The 19,353-nt window shown below is 40.7% G+C and carries 16 protein-coding genes and 1 tRNA gene; 4 read left to right on the top strand and 13 right to left on the bottom strand.

All coding sequences use genetic code 11. From position 1 onward, the window contains the following. Positions 1-239 precede the first annotated feature (239 nt). From M5U24_RS15395 to M5U24_RS15360, 8 genes are all read right to left on the bottom strand, one after another. Positions 240-659 carry a hypothetical protein gene (locus M5U24_RS15395; protein ID WP_099324667.1) on the bottom strand — a complete coding sequence of 140 codons (420 nt, stop codon included), beginning with the start codon at positions 657-659 and terminating at the stop codon, positions 240-242. A gap of 101 nt (positions 660-760) precedes the next feature. Next, entirely contained in the window at positions 761-1,228 is a 468-nt protein-coding gene (locus tag M5U24_RS15390) for a hypothetical protein (RefSeq protein ID WP_099324666.1), read from the bottom strand. Positions 1,229-1,724: 496 nt separating this feature from the next. Continuing rightward, a tRNA-Asn gene (locus M5U24_RS15385) sits at positions 1,725-1,799 on the bottom strand. A gap of 9 nt (positions 1,800-1,808) precedes the next feature. Further along, entirely contained in the window at positions 1,809-2,627 is an 819-nt protein-coding gene (gene accD, locus M5U24_RS15380; protein ID WP_099324664.1) for an acetyl-CoA carboxylase, carboxyltransferase subunit beta, read from the bottom strand. Positions 2,628-2,995: 368 nt separating this feature from the next. Then, positions 2,996-3,694, bottom strand: coding sequence for a ribulose-phosphate 3-epimerase (rpe, locus tag M5U24_RS15375; RefSeq protein ID WP_099324663.1), 699 nt, complete (start codon positions 3,692-3,694; stop codon positions 2,996-2,998). A 61-nt stretch (positions 3,695-3,755) separates the two neighbouring features. Continuing rightward, complete coding sequence (locus tag M5U24_RS15370) at positions 3,756-4,949, bottom strand: phosphoglycerate kinase (protein ID WP_099324662.1); 1,194 nt, start codon at positions 4,947-4,949, stop codon at positions 3,756-3,758. A gap of 174 nt (positions 4,950-5,123) precedes the next feature. Next, the gene (gene gap, locus M5U24_RS15365) at positions 5,124-6,125 is read right to left on the bottom strand and encodes a type I glyceraldehyde-3-phosphate dehydrogenase (protein ID WP_099324661.1); all 1,002 of its coding nucleotides are present in this window, start codon (positions 6,123-6,125) and stop codon (positions 5,124-5,126) included. Between the two features lie 198 nt (positions 6,126-6,323). Continuing rightward, positions 6,324-6,491, bottom strand: coding sequence for a hypothetical protein (locus M5U24_RS15360; RefSeq protein ID WP_157820435.1), 168 nt, complete (start codon positions 6,489-6,491; stop codon positions 6,324-6,326). 475 nt (positions 6,492-6,966) lie between these two features. Between M5U24_RS15360 and M5U24_RS15355 the strand changes: the two genes are divergently transcribed. Continuing rightward, positions 6,967-7,593: a hypothetical protein gene (locus M5U24_RS15355; RefSeq protein ID WP_157820434.1), complete on the top strand. Its 627-nt coding sequence runs from the start codon at positions 6,967-6,969 to the stop codon at positions 7,591-7,593. 61 nt (positions 7,594-7,654) lie between these two features. Here M5U24_RS15355 and M5U24_RS15350 read toward each other — a convergent pair whose 3' ends face one another. Then, entirely contained in the window at positions 7,655-9,067 is a 1,413-nt protein-coding gene (locus M5U24_RS15350; protein WP_099324659.1) for a sigma-54 dependent transcriptional regulator, read from the bottom strand. Between the two features lie 178 nt (positions 9,068-9,245). Further along, complete coding sequence (locus tag M5U24_RS15345) at positions 9,246-11,372, bottom strand: ATP-binding protein (protein WP_157820433.1); 2,127 nt, start codon at positions 11,370-11,372, stop codon at positions 9,246-9,248. A 485-nt stretch (positions 11,373-11,857) separates the two neighbouring features. On the opposite strand from M5U24_RS15345, the gene waaF reads away from it, so the two are divergent. Further along, the gene (gene waaF / locus M5U24_RS15340) at positions 11,858-12,931 is read left to right on the top strand and encodes a lipopolysaccharide heptosyltransferase II (RefSeq protein WP_099324656.1); all 1,074 of its coding nucleotides are present in this window, start codon (positions 11,858-11,860) and stop codon (positions 12,929-12,931) included. Positions 12,932-13,036: 105 nt separating this feature from the next. On the opposite strand, the gene M5U24_RS15335 is transcribed toward waaF, so the two are convergent. The 3 genes from M5U24_RS15335 to rfbA form a co-directional block, all read right to left on the bottom strand. Then, positions 13,037-13,993 (bottom strand): calcium/sodium antiporter, encoded by a 957-nt coding sequence (locus M5U24_RS15335; RefSeq protein WP_099324655.1) that lies wholly within the window; start codon positions 13,991-13,993, stop codon positions 13,037-13,039. 215 nt (positions 13,994-14,208) lie between these two features. After that, entirely contained in the window at positions 14,209-14,772 is a 564-nt protein-coding gene (gene rfbC / locus M5U24_RS15330) for a dTDP-4-dehydrorhamnose 3,5-epimerase (RefSeq protein ID WP_099324654.1), read from the bottom strand. Then, the gene (gene rfbA, locus M5U24_RS15325; RefSeq protein WP_099324653.1) at positions 14,762-15,652 is read right to left on the bottom strand and encodes a glucose-1-phosphate thymidylyltransferase RfbA; all 891 of its coding nucleotides are present in this window, start codon (positions 15,650-15,652) and stop codon (positions 14,762-14,764) included. The genes rfbC and rfbA overlap by 11 nt, the downstream gene beginning before the upstream one ends. A 302-nt stretch (positions 15,653-15,954) precedes the next feature. Between rfbA and M5U24_RS15320 the strand changes: the two genes are divergently transcribed. Further along, positions 15,955-16,311 carry an HNH endonuclease gene (locus M5U24_RS15320; RefSeq protein WP_099324651.1) on the top strand — a complete coding sequence of 119 codons (357 nt, stop codon included), beginning with the start codon at positions 15,955-15,957 and terminating at the stop codon, positions 16,309-16,311. A gap of 201 nt (positions 16,312-16,512) precedes the next feature. After that, positions 16,513-19,101, top strand: a complete 2,589-nt coding sequence (locus M5U24_RS15315; protein WP_157820432.1) for a U32 family peptidase — start codon at positions 16,513-16,515, stop codon at positions 19,099-19,101. Positions 19,102-19,353 lie beyond the last annotated feature (252 nt).

The following is a 19,353-nucleotide window of genomic DNA, read 5'->3' as shown; positions in this document are numbered from 1 at the left end:
AAACAGGGAATATAAGGAAATGGTTCAAGATTATTCCGGAGAGGAGACGCGGATATTGGAGGATTTTCGGCAGGGTTTGTTTTTGGGAGTAAAGGGTATTGATGGCAGGTAAAATAAATTGGGTTGGGTTTTTAAGGAAATTGAGGGATACTTCCCTGATTTTAGATTATGCCTCGGCTGCATCAATAGGGGGGAATGTCGCTTTATTATTCCAATGAATAGTCGTCAGGCATTAAAGATTATTTTAGATTTCCTTTTTCATAGTATTTTATAAGTTTAGATATAAGTTTATCGACGCTGCAATTCTCGATGTCAGCCAATTTATTAAGCTTTTTGAAATTTCCTGTAGAGATTTCTTTGTCCAATACCTTTACAGAACCATCATTCCAGTGAAGTTTATTTCGGTCAGCTAGAATGAATTTTTCCGGGTAGAGTTTTGCCGCCCTCTTTTTCACTTGATTCCATGCTTCATTGATATCGCGTGTAGCAGACATTTGGCCCAACAATCCCATATTGTAGACTATGGTCTCTTTGAAGTTCTTAGTTCCCGCAGGAAGTTGTAAGAGAATTTCCAACATAGCTTCGGACAGTTTGGCTTTAGATAGTCCAGTACCCATACCTGCTCTTCTCATTTCGCCGAACATTTTCTTGTTAAACATTGAACCTCCTTGGCTGTGACTACAAATTATAAATGAATACGACTATTTCTAAGCCTAACTACCAAAATCAACGGCGGCGCTTTTTGCCGTTCTAGCCAAAGCTATTCTCTGTAATAATATGGATCATCAAACATTGATGCCCGTTCATTCCTTTCTGATATGCACCGCATCGGACATACCACACATGCTTCTGTTAGCGAATCCCATGCTTTGGCAGCAATCGTCAATAACTTATCTACAAGTCTATCTCCGATAGCAGGAAAAAATTCCTCAATTGCCTCGTGTCCCAATCTGACATTGGCGATCCGCCCTTCCAGTTTATCAAGAATAACCTTCTTAAGGTGTTTTGCGTAATAAATGCAGAAATTTTTTAACCGGAGATTATCTATTCCCTTTTGATATAACTTCTCCGTTAATCGTTTCTCTTTCGCAAGGAAATGACCAAATCCCTGCGCGAACTCAAACAGAAACCAGTTAATTTTTGTTTTCTCCTTGTCGTTTAAAAAAAAGTGACTCGGAGAAATGTGATTTTTCTCATCACTATTGTTATGATGTCTTGAAATAATCATTATCCTCTCTTCGTATCCTCTCAAAATTTCATGGTAAAAGTATAGAAAAAGAATTCCTAATTTTAATAAAAGCAACAAAAAATCGTATGATATGAGGGACACTTCCTGAATTTTGGATTATGCCTCGGCCGTATTAATAGGGGAAGTGTCACGATATTATATCTGAACGGGTAAAAAATCTTCATCAAAAAAACTGGATTCAGGCTGTGGTGGCGCTTTTATGTTTGATTCCATTGAAAAAAAATATAAAAACTGCGCGAAAGAATTGGTCTGGCGGTGGTTTTTCCTGGCGAAAAATCCACCACCGTTCCGGATACAAAGGAGATACGGCGGTATCATTTTCATGAAATGCGTGTGCAGGTTGCGATAAAAAGGGCGGTACAGGATGCAAAAATTTGTAAACGTGTTGCAACTCATACGTTTCGCCGTAGCTTTGCAACGTATCTAATGAAAAAGGCAGAACCTCAGTAATTGGAGTTCTGCCTATAATTAAGATTGGCTCCTCGGGTAGGATTCGAACCTACAACCTAGTGGTTAACAGCCACCCACTCTACCATTGAGCTACCGAGGAAGATTTTTATTAATTAACATGCAAATATTGAATCAACCTTGAAATTTCATGCTTCATGTTTTTACGATGTACAATCATATCAAGAAAACCATGCTCAAGCAAAAATTCCGCCCGCTGAAAATTACCAGGAAGTGTTCGTTTTATTGTTTCCTGAATTACTCTGGGACCTGCAAAACCAATCAGCGCCTTTGGTTCGGCAATAGTAATATCTGCCAATGAAGCAAAACTTGCCATTACTCCACCCAGTGAAGGATCGGTTAATACCGATATGTATAGCCCGCCCGCCCGTTGAAACCTTGCTATGGCGGCGCTCGTTTTTGCCATTTGCATAAGAGAAAAAATACCCTCCTGCATGCGAGCTCCTCCGCCTGAACCAGAAATAATCACCAAAGGGAATTTTTGATCCATAGCCTTTTCTGTTATGCGGACAATCTTCTCCCCAACCACAGAACCCATACTTCCCATTATGAAGCTGGGATCGGTAATCCCTATCATGATGTCAGCGCCATTCACCTTTCCTTTTCCAACTATAGCGGCCTCTTTCAGTCCGGATTTAAGCTGGTCGGCAGTAACCCTTTCTGGGTATGACATGCGGTCAAAAAAATTCAAAGGATTGGTGGGCTTCATATCAGTCCAATACTCTTCGAAACTGTCTTCATCAAGCAGCAATTTTAATCTGTCCCTGCTAAAAATGCGAAAATGGTAATCACACTCGGGACAAACCTGGAAGCTTTCTTCAACGGTTTTCCTATATACCAAATTTTTGCACCAGTCGCAGCTTATCCATAAGCCGTTTGGCATATCTTTCTTTTTTCTAAAGAACACCATTGAATTGCCATGCCCCCATTAAATTAACAAAAGGGATATTCGCTCCATCATTGGCAAACATTGTTTTTGACCACTTATGCAACGTTTTCCCGTGCAAAATATCCCATATATACTATTGTGAAATACAGAAAAACTAATAACTATTCAGCGTAATTTATTAAACTACCGGAGATCAGAGCGCAACTCGTTTCCAAACAGATACTTCACTATGTTCAGTACAAGGTTTGGGAATGAGCCGTGTATCGTTTACGCTGAATAGTTACAAAAACCGTCAACAAAACAAGAGATAGTTTAAAACTTTTTAACCAAAAAACAAGCTATTTTTATATATTTCCAGGAAACAACTTCTTTGGACAATAAAAAGGAATTTATCTGTTAACAAGATTAACAGCATCTTTTTCCATGGTTTGTTCGGCAATTTGTTTCAGGGATTTAATCGCATTGCCAGGGTCACTCGTTTTAAAAATAGCAGAAGCGGCTACGATTACATTTGCCCCTTGTTTTACTACCTGGGAAATATTGTCTGGTGTAATTCCTCCATCTACCTGAATATCCATTTTATCCGGCGCTTTATCGCGGAGCCTTGCAATCTTAGGCAAGGCAATTGGAATAAATTTCTGGCCAGCAAAACCTGGATTTACCGACATGACGAGCGCCATATCTACCTGATCCAGAAAATTTTCTATCATTTCTACGGGCGTACCCGGATTTAACGATATACCAACTTTCATCCCCGTACTTTTGATCAGAGAAATAATCTCTTTGGGGTTTTTTACCGTCTCAATATGAAATGTAATTATTCCATTGCCTTCCGCCGCCCCGGCAAATGCTTCCACATAACGTTCCGGATGTTCGATCATTAAATGTATATCTAATGGTATATTTGTTATCCGCCTTATCCCCGCAACAATAAAAGGCCCTATGGTAATATTGGGGACAAAATGGCCGTCCATAACATCAATATGAATGAGATCGATTCCCGCCGCTTCAATGCGTTTGATTTCTTCTTCAAAGCGCATGGGATTTGCCGCCAGTATTGAAGCGGATATTTTAATCTTATTTCTCATTCTTCGTATTTCCTTTGTTTTAGCATAGATCAATAGAGAAGTTACGGAAGATGTCCGTATATTATATTTTTTTGTCCGTAAGCGATGCTATCCCGGGGAGATCTCCGCCTTCCAATAATTTCAAAAAAGCCCCTCCGCCGGTTGAAATAAATGATACCTCGTGCGCTTTCCCTGCTTTGTGAAACGCCATGTCGGTATCACCGCCGCCCACTACGGTGGATGCGTGAGAACTTGTTACGATATCTACCATGGCGTATGTTCCTCTGCTGAATGCATCAATTTCAAACGCCCCCATAGGGCCGTTCCATAAAATTGTTTTTGCGTCCTGCAATACCGCGGAAAAAAGTTTTATCGTTGCAGGGCCTATGTCAAGGGCAATCCATCTTTCTGGTATTTCCTGAAATGGCACTACCTTTGTTTCCGCCGTTTTGTCAAATTTTTCCGCCACAACGAAATCCACCGGTAAATATAATTTTGTGCCATTTTTCTTTGTATAATCCATTAGATTATTTGCCGTCTCAATCATACTGTCTTCAACCAGCGATTTCCCAACCGGTATTCCCTGTGCTTTAAGAAAGGTAAATGCCATTGCCCCGCCGATGATGATTTTATCCATCTTTTTGGCAAGATTTTCAAGGATCTTTATTTTGTCAGAGACCTTAGAGCCTCCCAAAATGGCAATAACAGGACGTATAGGATCGTTGACGGATTTTTCAAAATAGTCCAACTCTTTCTTGATCAAAAACCCGGCTGCCGCAGGCACATACCGGACTATCCCGACCATCGAAGCATGATTTCTGTGGCAGTTTCCGAATGCATCCTGTACGAATAAATCACATAAACCCGCAAGCTCTTTCGCAAACCCGGCATCGTTTTTTTGCTCGCCGGGATGAAACCTTAAGTTTTCCAACAGTAGCACGTCTCCGTAATTCATTGCCTCTACCTGTTTTTTTACCTCTTCGCCAATACAGTCCTCCGCAAGCGTGATCTTGACTTTTTCCGTCAGAAAACGTTGCAGACGCCTTGCTACAGGTTTTAAACTGTATTTCGGATTTGCGCCGACGGGCCTTCCCAGATGAGACGCAATAATTACCTTTGCTTCCTCATCCAGCAAATAGTTGATGGTTGGCAATGTTGCGCGAATCCTGGTATCATCGGTTATATTCCCATCTTCGTCTAATGGTACATTGTAATCCGTACGTACCATAACCTTCTTTTTTCTAACCGCCAGGTCTTTTATAAATAGTTTTTTCATTTAAATATTATTATGCTTTAAAATGAGGTTTATTAGAAATAACGCAGGAGAAAAACCGTTTTGGCTTGCAGGAAACTTATTGGAGAAAGCGCTAAATATTACTCGTTTAAATAAATATTCGTTACTTTGCAGGGAATGGGCATTTTTCATTACACAAGAAAACGGATGTTTTTTTTAAAGACGACTCATTAATTCGATCAGGTCAACCATGCGGTTTGAAAACCCCCATTCATTATCGTACCAGGATATTACTTTTGCCATGCGTTTATCAATTACATACGTTAACGCGGAATCGAATATGCTGGAATGTGGATTCCCGATGATATCTGAAGATACAATGGGGTCTCCGCAATATTCAAGGATACCTTTTAAATCGCCTTCTGCGGCTGTTTTCATGGCAGCATTGATTGCATCCCTATCGACCTCTTTTGCAAGCATAACCACCAAATCGGTAACAGAACCATCGGGCACGGGAACCCGCATGGCCAGGCCATCCAACTTCCCTTTCAGTGATGGAATCACCTCGCCGATTGCCTTTGCCGCTCCAGTCGTTGTCGGAATAATATTTATTGCCGCTGCCCTTGCCCTTCTGATATCCTTATGCATGAAATCCAGTATTCGCTGATCATTCGTATATGCATGTATTGTCGTCATAAGCCCTTTTTCTATTCCAAAGTTGTCATGCAATACTTTTGCGAGCGGCGCTAAACAATTCGTTGTGCATGAAGCATTGGACACTATTTTGTGTTCCGGCCGGAGATCTTTATTATTTACCCCGACAACGATTGTTGCGTCTATTTTATCCTTTGCCGGGGCTGAAAGAAGCACCTTTTTTGCACCCGCATCCAGGTGTTTTGAGCAGTCCGACCTTGAGGTAAATATGCCCGTAGATTCAATGACAATGTCTACGCCAATCGATTTCCATGGCAGTTTGGCAGGGTCTTTCTCCATAAGCAATCTGACCTCTTTGTCATTTACCATGAGGGCATTTTCTTTTATTTGTATGCTTCCGTCAAATCTGCCGTGTATAGAATCATATTTCAGCAACATTGCCAGCGATTTTGAATCGGCAAGATCATTTATGGCAACTACATCGATATTATTCCGTTTGGATATTACACGAAATACATTCCTTCCTATCCTTCCAAAACCATTTATTCCTATTCTAACTGACATGTATTGTCCTTATTTTTTGTCCTAAAATATTAAAAATACGTATTTCACTTACCATTTATAGTTTATAAAAAGGGGGGCACTTTTCCCACAGGAAAAGACACGGTATTCTAAGCAGGTAAATATGTTTTGTCAAGTATTTAAAAACCATGGGCTGCTTTTACTTACCGAATAGTCTTAAAATGCGGTACTGGCAAAAAATTAATGTTCGGGTAAGAATTGTGCCAATGCCTGCATCCAGTTCCAAAGCCCATTTTTCATTTCTTCCGCCTCTACGCCATCTTTGAATGAATCTTCATTTTCTTCGATAAAGCAATAGACCTTTCCTAAAAATTCTTTTAATTCAGCGACTTGTTTTAAAATATCCACCTTTATTTCTCCCTCTTAAGCTGGCATAGCCAGTGCCAAACAAGCACGAGATAAAAAATCCGAAGCACGAAATACGAAACAAATTCTAATTTTTAATTTTCAAATGTTCAAAACCCGGTTTTTTTCATAGGGATTTTGTATTTTGGAATTTGTTTAGTATTTAGCATTTCGGAGTTCACCATTAGATATTTTGTTAAAAAATATAAATAAATCACTGCTGCGGTACGGTCGTATACATCCTGATAATTCACGGAATATAACATACGTTTGTTGCAGAATGCAAACAGTTCTTGTTTTATTATTGTCGCGTAATCATGTTATATTCATGCTAATAGTTTTTTCCTGAATTTATGAATGAAACAACCCTGACAAAATTAACAGGTAGGGCAAGGATAAAATGTCGCTGTAGTGGTAAATAGGCATCCACAATTACCAGGCAGGATACTTTTGCAGCTTTATGAAGATAGGGGAATGTATGATAAAAATAGTTATTATTTATTTGTGTTTTTTTGCCGGTATTGTTTTATCAACCGGGAAAACGGCTTATAGTTATGGTTACAAAAGGGAAGAAGACCCTTTGATTACGACTTTTAAGGCGATCATTTTTCACGGGAAACAAGATAATTGGCTAATGGTTCAAAACGAGATTGAAAATATTACTGATCGTATAAATGACATTAATACTCTGTTTAATATAGACTTTAAACCCCTGTTTGCTGTTACATTACGAGAGCAGGATTTCCGCAATTTGTGCAATCAAATGGCAACGCTCGTTTTTTTTGCAATAAAGGAAAAGTTTTATTACAACAAAAAAGAACTACTGAAAATTTTTGTTCGTGCAAAAGTACGGCTTCGATTAGCAGAAGAGTATTATACTGCCTTGCTGGCAGGAAATGTCCTGGCTTATGACGAAAGGCATGCTACTTCACTGCACAAGGAGATTATAGAAAGATTTTCAGGTTTACGAGACACTATTGGCAGTGCCGGATTCCTCGGCGCCGGCGCCAAAGAACCAAATTTGTACGAGTTTAATACAATGTCCGATGAAATAGAATCGTTGCTTTTAACGGCATTTCCCTACTTTGACAAAAACCGGAAATGATTTTGTCCGGCCGATTCATCATGATGATATTACTGTTTGTCTTTCGACCCATACACTCATTTCATTCTTTGATATCTTTATTTAGCTGTAAATCTTTTATTTTTTGCTGCAGATTTTGACGGTGCATGTCTAATGCCTCTGCCGTATGGCTGATATTGCCACCGCATTCCTCAAGTTTCTTACTGATAAAATCCTTCTCGAAATTTTCAATAAGGATCTTTTTCGCTTCACGAAATGAGAGATGGTAATGTACATTTTTTGTTGAATCCGGGGTTTTTTCCTCCCGTATTATGTCTTCAGAGAGGTCTGAAATATCAAGAACATCGTTGTTTGTAAGAACTATGGCGCTTTCTATGGTGTTCTTTAACTGACGAATGTTTCCCGGCCAATTGTATGCACTAAGTTTTTTCATGGCGTCATTTGAAATAGAAACAACATTTTTATAATGTTTTTTACTGAAATGTTGTATGAACCGGTTTACCAGCAATGGTATGTCTTCTTTTCTCTTTCTTAACGGCGGAATTTTTATATTTACGACATTTATTCTATAGTATAAATCTTCTCTGAACCGGCCTTCTTCTATTTCCTCTTCCAGGTCGCGGTGGGTGGCGCTGATGATTCTTACATCAACCGCCAGTGTTTCCGTGCCGCCCAGACGTTCAAATTTTTGTTCCTGCAGTACCCGCAGGAGTTTTGATTGTGTGCTGAGGCTCATATCCCCTATTTCATCCAGCAGAATAGTGCCATTATTTGCCATCTCAAATTTACCCATGCGCCTTTCTGTTGCGCCGGTAAAGGATCCCCTTTCATGCCCGAAAAGCTCGCTTTCAATAAGCGTTTCCGGCACGGCAGCGCAATTCATCACAATAAACGGACCGTTTTTCCTTTTGCTCCTCCGGTGAATCTCATGCGCCGCAAGTTCTTTACCACTGCCGCTCTCTCCCTGAAGCAGTACCGTAACATCAGCGGTAACTACTTTTTCTATCCGGTCAAAAACCTCCTGCATGATCTTGCTTTGGCCGAGAAGCTCTCCATATCCCTCAAGCATTCCAATCTCCATGCGCAAGCGGGTATTTTCTTCCTGAAGAGCTATTTTCTCCAGCGCGTTCCTGGTGATAATGCGTAGTTCTTCCATTTCGTAAGGCTTTGCTATGTAATCGTATGCGCCCTTTTTCATGGCCTCCACGGCAATCTTTTCCGAACCGTGCGCCGTAACGATAACCACAAGCGGGGGATGTTTCATTTCACGTATCTTTTCAAGCGTTTTTAGTCCGTCGAGCTGAGGCATATTTATATCTAAAAATATAAGGGCTGGCTGCAACGTATGTATTTTTTGTAAAACATCTATGCCGTTTGTTGCTTCAAAGATGGAACCGTGGTCCCTTTGTAAAATCTTTTTCATGCCGTAGCGTGCAGCTTTTTCATCATCGACGATTAAGATAGAATTTGTGTGCATGGTTTCCTTTGTTGTCATAATAATAGTAGTACCTTATCAGTAATTTCCCGGCACTTTTTCTCAAAATATTTAATAGTGAAATCGGTTAATTGCAGGCTTGTGACGATTTTTTTTAAATCTATGCAATCGTTCGACTGAGCTTATGACGAAGTGCTGTGTAATCTGTGGTTCTTGTTTCGTATTTCGCCTTTCTTGTTTATTTGTCTTCGCCTATGCCAGCTTGGGGTTGCATTTGCTCGAATGGGACGTCTATAACAAAGGTTGTTCCGTCCCCATTGCTTTCAACATGAATGGTGGCGTGCATGTCCTCTAATTTCTTTTTAACAACGGAAAGCCCTAAGCCGGTTCCCGTCTGTTTCGTAGTAAAAAATGGATCAAATATCTTTTGCAGAGAATCCTGCGGTATGCCGTGCCCGGTATCCGTGACTTTTATCTGAATAAAATGCTTTGTTGGAATGAGGTCTGCATCGATGGAGATTTTTCCATTGGGAGGGGTTGCCTGAATGGCATTATGGATAAGATTGAAAAATACCTCCTTTAATGCGGCTTTATCAGCATATATAAGTGGAAGTGCTTCAGAAATATTACATAATATCGCAATATTGTTTTGCCTCGCCTCATGGTTTAGCACTACCAGTGTTGAATCAATAACCTCTTTTATTTTCACATGTTCCTGCATGTTCCCACTGGGCTTTGCATAGAGAAGCAATTGGTTTACCACTTTGTTCAGCCGGTCGATTTCACCGACAATGATATCAAGGTCTTTTTGTAAAGGATGCTCCTTTTCTAAATCTTCGCACATTGCCTGGACGATAGCCTTTATGGAACTAAGGGGATTTTTTACTTCATGGGCAACGCTTGTAGAGAGGCGTCCGAGACTGGATAATTTTTCGTTTTCTAGCATTTTTCTCTCAAGAAAAAGTTTTTCTTCGATGATCTTTGATTTTTCAAGCGCGGAACCAATCTCGTTTGCAATAATCATTAATTGATCTAAATTATCAGAGGCGATCGGCATACCGCGTTTTGCCCTGCCCATACACAATATCCCTTTCAGCCTTCTTTTTACAAAGACAGGAAAGATAAAAATAGCCTCCAATAACCGCATTTCACTAATGACGGCAGCGTCCTTTACTTCATATCGGTTTAATTCCACAAGCTCTCCCGATGAATAAAATTGTATAATATTATGCAAATTTGCAAGTGCAATAACGTCATTTTTTTTGTCTCCGATGATTTGAATCCTGTTCTTTTTAATGAGAACGAGGTTTATTGTTTTAATCGAGGTCGCTTTTTTAATAGAAAAGACAACATTTTCAAGGAGTGCCGTGATGTTGACAAGAGGGTCTGTGCTTATGACATGATTTAATTCGTTTAAAAGATACTCCGTATCCGAGCTTCGAAAAAAGAGTATCTTCCTGAAAAGTTTTTGAGACTTTTCTTTAATTGTTGGAAACCAGAAAACAAGGTTTATTACAAAGACCGCCTCCAGTGTTTTGGAATGTATTGCATACTTTATTTCCATAAACTTGCTAAATTGCTTTATTCCGAAATAGTAGAGACAGATGATGACAAAGGTGAGGAAAGAGTAAAAAATACTCCTTCTTAAAACAAATTCCATATAATTATAGCGATAAACGTAATAGGAAAAGACGATGCTGGGAAAAATGGAAGATAACATGGAGACAAGCACCAGATAGTCGCCGATATAAGCTATTTTCCTGCCTTCGAGGATTACGGTAAATCCAATGAAAACCGCTATGGTTATCAATACCCAGAAAATAGCCATAAGGAATTTTTGTTCCTCTTTTTCTTCTGCATTTTTTGCCAGCCATTTGGAGATGTACGCAGAAATAAGCAATGCTACTATCAGCCAGACGATAAACGGCTTTACAAGCTGGCTATGGGCGACCAAATAAGATTCTTCCAGGCGGATGAATTTTTTTATAACGAATGAAAAGGGGAGAACGGGAAAATATATTGCAATTAAAATAAGCTTCTGCAAGGACCTTCTTATCGTAAAACCGTTTTCATATAAAAATGAAATGGCGGTATGAAGCAATAAGCTGGGCATAAGCCCAATGCCGGCATACGAAATTGCGTCAGCAATGAAATTTACCGGGAAGAGATTTTTGTCGAACAAAATAGAACTAAAGAGATAAACGGTATTCCCTAAATGCCACATTGCGACACTAATAACAAGAAACTGAAAAATAAATTCACTTCTCTTCTTGTGTCTTCGCTGCCCAATGAGTACGGATAAAACGATGTGAAGAATCGTTCCCACGATGAAACCAATAATGGAAATAATTTCATAAAGAGGCATAGGCGTGTTTGGAGATTTTATCCCTATAAAAGTGTGACAAAAAATGTATAATTCTTTAAAAAAGGGCAACTACGGATTGTGCATGTCATATATATTGCCCTGTAAAAACTTCTTTTTGCAAATCTTTCTTCGTACTACTATCCATCAACTTCTTGTTTTTTATGCTCGTTTTTCAAGATGCATAACCGTAAGGCATTGATTAGCAGAGACGCACGGCCGTGCGTCTCTGCATTAAATTCCCTTCTTGGGAGGGTATTAAGTGGTGGGTAAAAATTAATGTCATTGGATCTTTGTCTTTTAAAAACCCAACCTAATTTAAGAATCGGACATCCCCCCACCGGGTGGCTGGTTTTTTGTTTAAACATATTTGTTATTGGTAAATTGGCAGGAAATACCCTGCACATATTAATATCGCATTAAAGGGACATGTCAACAGAAAAAAGAACGCGTGCTTTTCAATACTTTTTGGGCAGTGAGCAGAAATTATGATACGAAAGAGAAATGAAACTATCGCCGATGCGGTAAACAAAATAATTATCAGATCTCCAAACTGGGTTGGCGACGTGGTTATGGCCACTCCCGCGTTTAGGTGTATTCGTGAAAACTTTCCCCGCGCAAAAATAACCATTCTCTTAAAACCATACGTCAGGAGATTAATCGATAACACTCCGTGGTTCGATGAAATAGTGGAGACTGATTCGCATAACTCACAGGTAAAATACATGGGATATGTTTCTCTCGTTATGCAAATACGAAGGAATCGGTATGACCTGGGGTTTTTATTCCCCAATTCATTCAGTTCTGCGTTACTATTCCGGCTGGCGGGTGTAAAGCGCCGTATTGGTTATAAAAGAGATGCCCGCGGTTTTCTGTTAACCGATGGGGTCAACCGGTTAATGGAAAATGGAAGGTTTTTGCCGACATATATGACAGAGTATTACTTACGGTTATGTTCTGAAATCGGATGCGCTGTACGCTCAAAGAAGCTGGAGTTGTTTGTAACCGAACGGGGGCAGAAATGTACTGCGGAAATGTTTGAGGAATATGGCTTTAACAATGGAAGACCACTTATTCTCTTAAATCCAGGTGCGGCCTATGGGTCTTCAAAATGCTGGACGGCAGAAGGATTTGCCAGAACGGCTGATATTATCCAGTCAAAAATTAGAAGCAATATTGCTGTTGTGTGCGCCCCTCATGAGGTGAAATTAGGCGAAGATATCAAAGAGAAAGCAAAATCAAAGATAATAAATTTAGCAGACAGAGCGCTTGACCTGGAAATTTTAAAATCAATTATTCAACGATGTGATTTGTTGATTTCCGTTGATTCCGGGCCAAGGCACATAGCAGTGGCTTTTAAAAAACCCGTTATTACGCTAATGGGGCCAAATGACCCGCGATACACATGTTCTCCTGAAGAAACAGGAGAGGTGATACGTGCGGAGGTGGATTGCCTTGCATGTCAATTAAAGGTTTGTCCGAAAGACCACAGATGCATGACCCAAATAAAACCGGAAAGGGTTGCAGGGGTAAGCCTGGAAGTGCTTCGCCACTACCTTTAGAAGAAATGACAATTACAGGTGAACAGTAGTACCTTTCTTCTGTCGGTAGTCGGCAATCGGCAAATGGCAGATTGAGTACTCCCGAATGTTTGCCAGCTTAGGGATTTAAAAGATACATTTTTTGTAAATAGCTATCATATAAAAAATATATCCAACCAGTAAAAAAACACCTTCCCACCTGGTAAGTATAAACTTTCTCATAATCATGGGAATAAGCAGAAGGCTGAAGACGATCATAACCGGCATATCAAATTGCAAAGAAGAGGTATTAATCTGCAGCGGGTGTATAATAGCGGTGATTCCAAGCACCGCGAGAATATTATAAATATTGCTTCCCAGCACGTTGCCTACGCAGATATCCGATTCTTTCCGAAAAGCAGCAACGGTTGATATTGCCAATTCCGGAAGAGAAGTACCTACCGCAACAACGGAAAGACCAACAACGAGTTCGCTTATGCCAAAGTTGCGCGCCAGATAAATTGCAGAATTCACCAGCAGGTGTGCGCCCCCGATAAGCGTTGTAAGGCCGATAAACATGAACAAAATATCGAGAGAAAGTGTGTTTTTTTTGCTAATAAAATCTGCAAATTCCTCCTCGATTACCTTTGATTCTTTTTTGGCACTCCGGGAAATATAGCAGGTATAGACTACAATCCCCACCACCAGCAGGCCGCCTTCCCAACGGCTAAGAATGCCGTTTCTGCACATCAGATACAAAAGGCCTGAAATGCCTATAATAATTGGGATTTCCCTGCGGAGGAGGTTCATTTCCACTTTCAGTGGAAGGATTATTGCGGTTACCCCAAGTACCAGTCCAACGTTGGCGATATTGCTTCCAATGACGTTCCCTATTGCGATGTCATTTAAATTTCTTATCCCGGAAATAATTCCTGTAACGAGTTCAGGAGCAGATGTGCCAAAGGCAATAATGGTAAGACCGATGATAATAGGTTTAATATTAAGAAAATACGCGAATCGCGACGCCCCTTTGACAAGCCATTCGGCGCCAAAATAAAGAGCGGCAATGCCGGCACAAAATAAGAGAGATTGTAAGAGAATCATAGGTTAATCCACCTCTTTAAAAAACGCTACTTATGAACGAGAGCGTAAGTTTTATAGGGTTAATAGCATTAAAATATGGTTGTTGTATCATCATGGAAACATTTCACCGTTAAATTCCTCCTATTGCCGTGTACCATAAAAATACTCTGTGAAATTTATGCAATCTGTGGTTTCAATCTTTTTTTATCGAGAAAGCTGAAGCCTCCGATGGCATCTTATTTTTTGTATAACGGCAAAAGCGTTTCCGGTATGTTCTTTAATGTTTGGTATTCCTGGTCTTTTTTTGAGAGGATTGGCGAAGAGGATTGCCACGTTATGTTTATCGCTGGGTCCGACCAGAGGATACCATAATCATCGTCGGGCGTGTAAATTTCCGTACACTTGTATAATACGTCTGCCGTTTCGCTCAGGACCAGAAAACCATGTGCGAATCCTTCGGGGATATACAATTGGTATTTGTTTTCAGCGGATAAATGGACGCCTGTCCATTTTCCAAAAGAGGGAGATCCCCTCCGGATGTCCACCGCGACGTCAAAAATTTCTCCGGAGATAACATAGACAAGTTTTCCCTGCGGATGCAAGAGTTGGTAGTGCAGGCCTCTTAGCGTATTTTTTTTAGAGTAAGAGTGATTATCCTGTACAAAATTGCCAGAAATTCCCACTTCCGCGTATTTATTTTTGTGAAAGGTTTCCAGGAAAAACCCTCTATCGTCTCTGAAAACCTGCGGCTTGATGAGCACAACCTCCGGCAAGGCGGTCTTTGCAAATTCACAGGGCATATTCTTTTATCTCCTCTTCTTCAATGACTGCCATGATATAACGTCCATAATCATTTTTTAACATATCAAGGGCAAGCGCTTTTAATTGCGCCCGGTCAATGTATCCCAACCGGTATGCGAGTTCTTCGATACAGGCGATTTTTATTCCCTGTCGTTCCTGTATTGCCTGGACATAGCTGGACGCCTGCTGGAGTGATTCATGCGTTCCGGTGTCAAGCCATGCGAACCCCCTCCCTAAAAGTTCTACACAAAGATCGCCTCTTTTTAAATAGGTTACATTCACATCCGTGATCTCCAGTTCTCCCCTGGCGGAAGGTTTAAGATTTTCAGCAATCTTGATTACATCGTTGTCGTAGAAGTATATGCCGGGGATAGCGTATTTTGATTTAGGTTTTTTGGGTTTTTCTTCGATACTGATGACTTTTCCGTTCTGGTCGAATTCTACAACGCCGTATCGTTCAGGGTCATGAACGTGATACCCGAAGATTAATCCCCCTTTTTTGATTTGGGTGGCGTTTTTAAATATTTCACGAAGCCCGTGACCATAGAAAATGTTGTCCCCCAGGATAAGGGCGACAGAGTCCTTGCCGATAAAGGGTTTCCCGATAATGAAGGCTTGCGCCAAACCTTCCGGGGCGGGTTGCTCTGCATAACAAATCGAAATGTTTAATGATGAACCGTCGCCGAGCAATTCTTTAAATTGCGGCAGATCTCTTGGGGTAGAGATGATGAGTATTTCCCTTATTCCCGCCAGCAATAATGCCGACAAGGGATAATAAATCAACGGTTTATCGAAAACGGGTAAAAGCTGTTTGCTTACCACCCTTGTAATGGGATAAAGCCGTGTGCCGGAGCCTCCGGCGAGGATTATGCCTTTCATGGTATTTTAATCTTTGGTAAATAATGAATCTAATGGGCGCATGGTTACGCTATATGTTTATTTTATTGAGATTTTTCAAAAAGCGAAAAGAAGGATGTCGCCCTTCAGGCAAATGTGGTGTCCGAATTGTAACAGGGGATTCAATGATTCTTCAAGCATTTTTATCTGCGGGCAGGTCATTTAATTTGATGATCAATGTGTTTTTTGTTCCCTCTTTCCTTGTAAGCCAAAAAAACCTATAATAATAAGAACAATAATTTATTATCGCATGAACATAATACCTTTAAAAAAAGAGATTGAACATGTCTGACTGGATTCATATCGAGAAAGATCCAAAACATATAGCCAGGGAAAAATTGAAGGCGCAGGAGATGCGAAAAACGCAATGGTGGTTAAACAAAATATCGCGGGGAATATGTCATTATTGCCAGAAAACATTCTCCCCCGATAAGCTTACTATGGACCATGTAGTACCGCTTTCAAGGGGTGGTAGAAGCACAAAGGGGAATATCGTCCCGTGTTGTAAGGAATGTAACAATAAGAAAAAGTACTTAACACCGGCTGAAATTGTATTGAATAAATTGAAACAACAGAATGCCTCACCGCAAGGGGATATGGTACAGCCAGAAAACAAACAAGAAGACAGTCTGCAATCCTGAGTCCTCAATCTGCAATTTGAAATTTGTCGACTGATACAGAGTCTCCAATGTACCTTCATGCCTGAACTTTACAACGTTGCAAGGCTTTCTGTTTATTGAGAATTTTCGAAAACCTACTTTATTACGTATATTGTCGTATGGAGATGCCAAACGTTTACTCCCAACAAAAAAAAACCGGAATTGCTCTCTCCCGCCGGCGATATGGAATGTTTTTTTGTCGCCGTTGAAAATGGCGCTGACGCTATTTATGTTGGCTTAAAAGATTTCAGCGCACGTGCAAGTGCGTGTAATTTTTCCATCGACGACGTCCGCAAGGCCATTGCCTATGCCCGCAAAATGTCCGTCAGGGTCTACGTCGCCATTAATACCCTGATTAAAACCGACGAATTGGAAAAGGTCGTGGAATATCTCATCGCACTTGATGAATTACGGCCAGATGCTTTGATTATTCAGGATTTGGGGCTTCTTTTCCTGATACAATCTCAATTCCCTCAATTTACCCTTCACGCCAGTACGCAAATGACTATTCATAATCTTGCCGGGGTAAAACAGATGGAAAGGATGGGGTTTAAACGAGTCGTCTTGTCCAGAGAGTTGTCGGTGGATGAGATTAAAAATATTGCACTAAATTCCAACATGGAGATTGAGGTATTTGTCCACGGGGCATTGTGTTATTCCTATTCAGGGTTATGTTTCTTTAGCAGTGTAATGGGCGGACGTAGCGGGAACCGGGGCCGCTGCGCACAGCCATGCAGGATGTATTATAAATCACCGCAGGGTGAAGGCGGATATCTGTTTTCTATGAAAGACCTCCGTACTTTAACCCATGTAAACAGGTTAATGGCGGCAGGGATTCACTCCTTTAAGATTGAAGGCCGTATGAAATCGGCTGAATACGTTGCCGCAGCGACACATGTCTATCGCCAGGCAATTGATGGCACGCTTGAAGATATGGACAACGCCATTCATCTCATGAATACCGTATTTAGCCGGGAAACAACTTACTCATACCTGTTTGAAGAAACGTATCAACAAGGTAAAAAAAACAGCAATAACAAATATGCGCCACGCCCGGAAAATGCCCCTTTCTTGTCTCATCCTTCGCAAGGCGGGGCAGTTGTAAAATCCCCAAAATTCGTACAGGATATAGAACGATTCTCCAATAATAAACAAGTCAAGGCCTCAGACGCGATCAATCCATTCTATCCTGCAAATATAGGCGCTTATGCGGGTGAGGTAACAAAACAGGGAAAGGGCTGCATTACCGTTCGGGCAGATGCTGAAATCGGTGTAAGGGATTTATTACAGTTTTTTGAGAATGGCGCAAAGGAACCCGCCTTGTTACCCGTAAGGAATATCAGGGTCAATGGGAAGAGGGTGTTTGGTATAAAGGCAGGTGATATTGCCATGATCGACACAGAACGGCAATATCAACCTGGGGTAGGGGCAAGGTTGTACTTGCTCTCTTCGCAAAAGATCAAAGAATATTTTGCGCCAAAAGTACCGAAAAAATCAGAGGCTTCCAGGATGCCCGTGGATTTGGAAATCAAAATAATGCCTGACGGCATAGACATAAAGGGCACGGCAAGGTATTTCTCGTTTCCCATGAATTTTTCGGTGAAACTGGAAAAGAGCATTCACAGGACAACAGAAAGAGAACAGGTAAAAGAGTGCTTTTCCCGCCTGGGCGAGACGTCCTTTGAGCTGAAAGATATTCATACAGAAATTTCCGATGAATTATTTGTTCCGCTCAGCGTGTTAAATGAAATCCGAAGGGAGTATTTCCGGATATTTTATGAAGAATGGCACAAGGACAGGGATCGCAGGTGTGAAAGCATAAAGAAGTGGGTTAAGGGGGAGTGGATTGAATTTACTCATCCAGTACATAGGGATGTTTCTGCCGGAGGAATAAGGCTATCTCTGAAGGTAGATAAACCGGACTATTTAAACCACATCCCACTGGAAACGGTTCACAAGATATATATAGTCCTTACCGAGGAAACGATTGGGGATCTCCTGGCACTGCAAAGCCATAATCAAACATCCTTTAACAAAAGGGGATTAAGTGCGTTGTTATACACTTGCGGAGAAAATAATGAAAATATCTCTCCATCAAATGGAAGAGACAAGATCGTTTTCTCATTACCCGCCATCATGAGGGATACAGGGATAGGATGCATGACCTACGGGTATTGTAAGAAGGCCGTACAGGAGTTGCTCTCACAGGGGTTTCGGCAATTCCATATCTCCAACCCCGGTGCAATTGAGTTATTTGAAGACGCAGAGGTACAATTGTATGCCGATTACCCTTTCTATTGTCTGAATCCGCTTTCTGCGATTAAACTGCGCGAGTTGGGATTCTGCAGATATACGCTCTCTCCGGAAGATGACAAAGAGAATCTGGAAAAGCTGTTTTCTCCCCATGCTGAGTTGATTATTTATCAGGATACCCCGCTCTTTACCTCAGAGACCTGCATTTGGGCAAACATGAAAAGGGAGTGTCCTGGAAAGAATTGGTGCGGTTTCAGTCAAATGACACTGGAAAATGAATATGGCGACCGCTTTACAGCCATAAATGAGGATTGCAGGACAGTAGTGATTGGACAAAAGCCATTTTCCCTTATTCAGTACATTCCGAAACTGATTGATGGCGGTCAAAGGGACTTCAGGGTTGACTTATGTTATAAGGATTATACACCTGAAATGGTGCAGGATATATTTTCAAAAATTCAAACCATGAGTAAGGTCAATAATTCCGTGATGGGGAATTTTGAAAGGGGGCTACTGTAGAGTTCAGGTTGCCAGGCCGGCCCCAGACTTCTTGGCAAAATATTTAAAGGTGAAATACGAAATAAGAAACACGAAATCCGAAACAAATTCTAATGACAAAATGATTTGAAATTCTAAACAAGCGCTTCTTTTGTATCTCGCGTTTCGTGCTTCATACTTGTTGTATGTTTTGGATTTGTTTTGAATTTTATGCATTGTTCTTCAAATTTGTTTCGTACTTCGGGTTTCGTATTTTTAATTTCTCGCTTGTTT

It is taken from the genome of Candidatus Kuenenia sp. (assembly GCF_027493735.1).
In the GTDB taxonomy this organism is placed as follows: domain Bacteria; phylum Planctomycetota; class Brocadiia; order Brocadiales; family Brocadiaceae; genus Kuenenia; species Kuenenia stuttgartiensis_A.
This window is presented reverse-complemented; position numbering and strand designations above follow the sequence as displayed.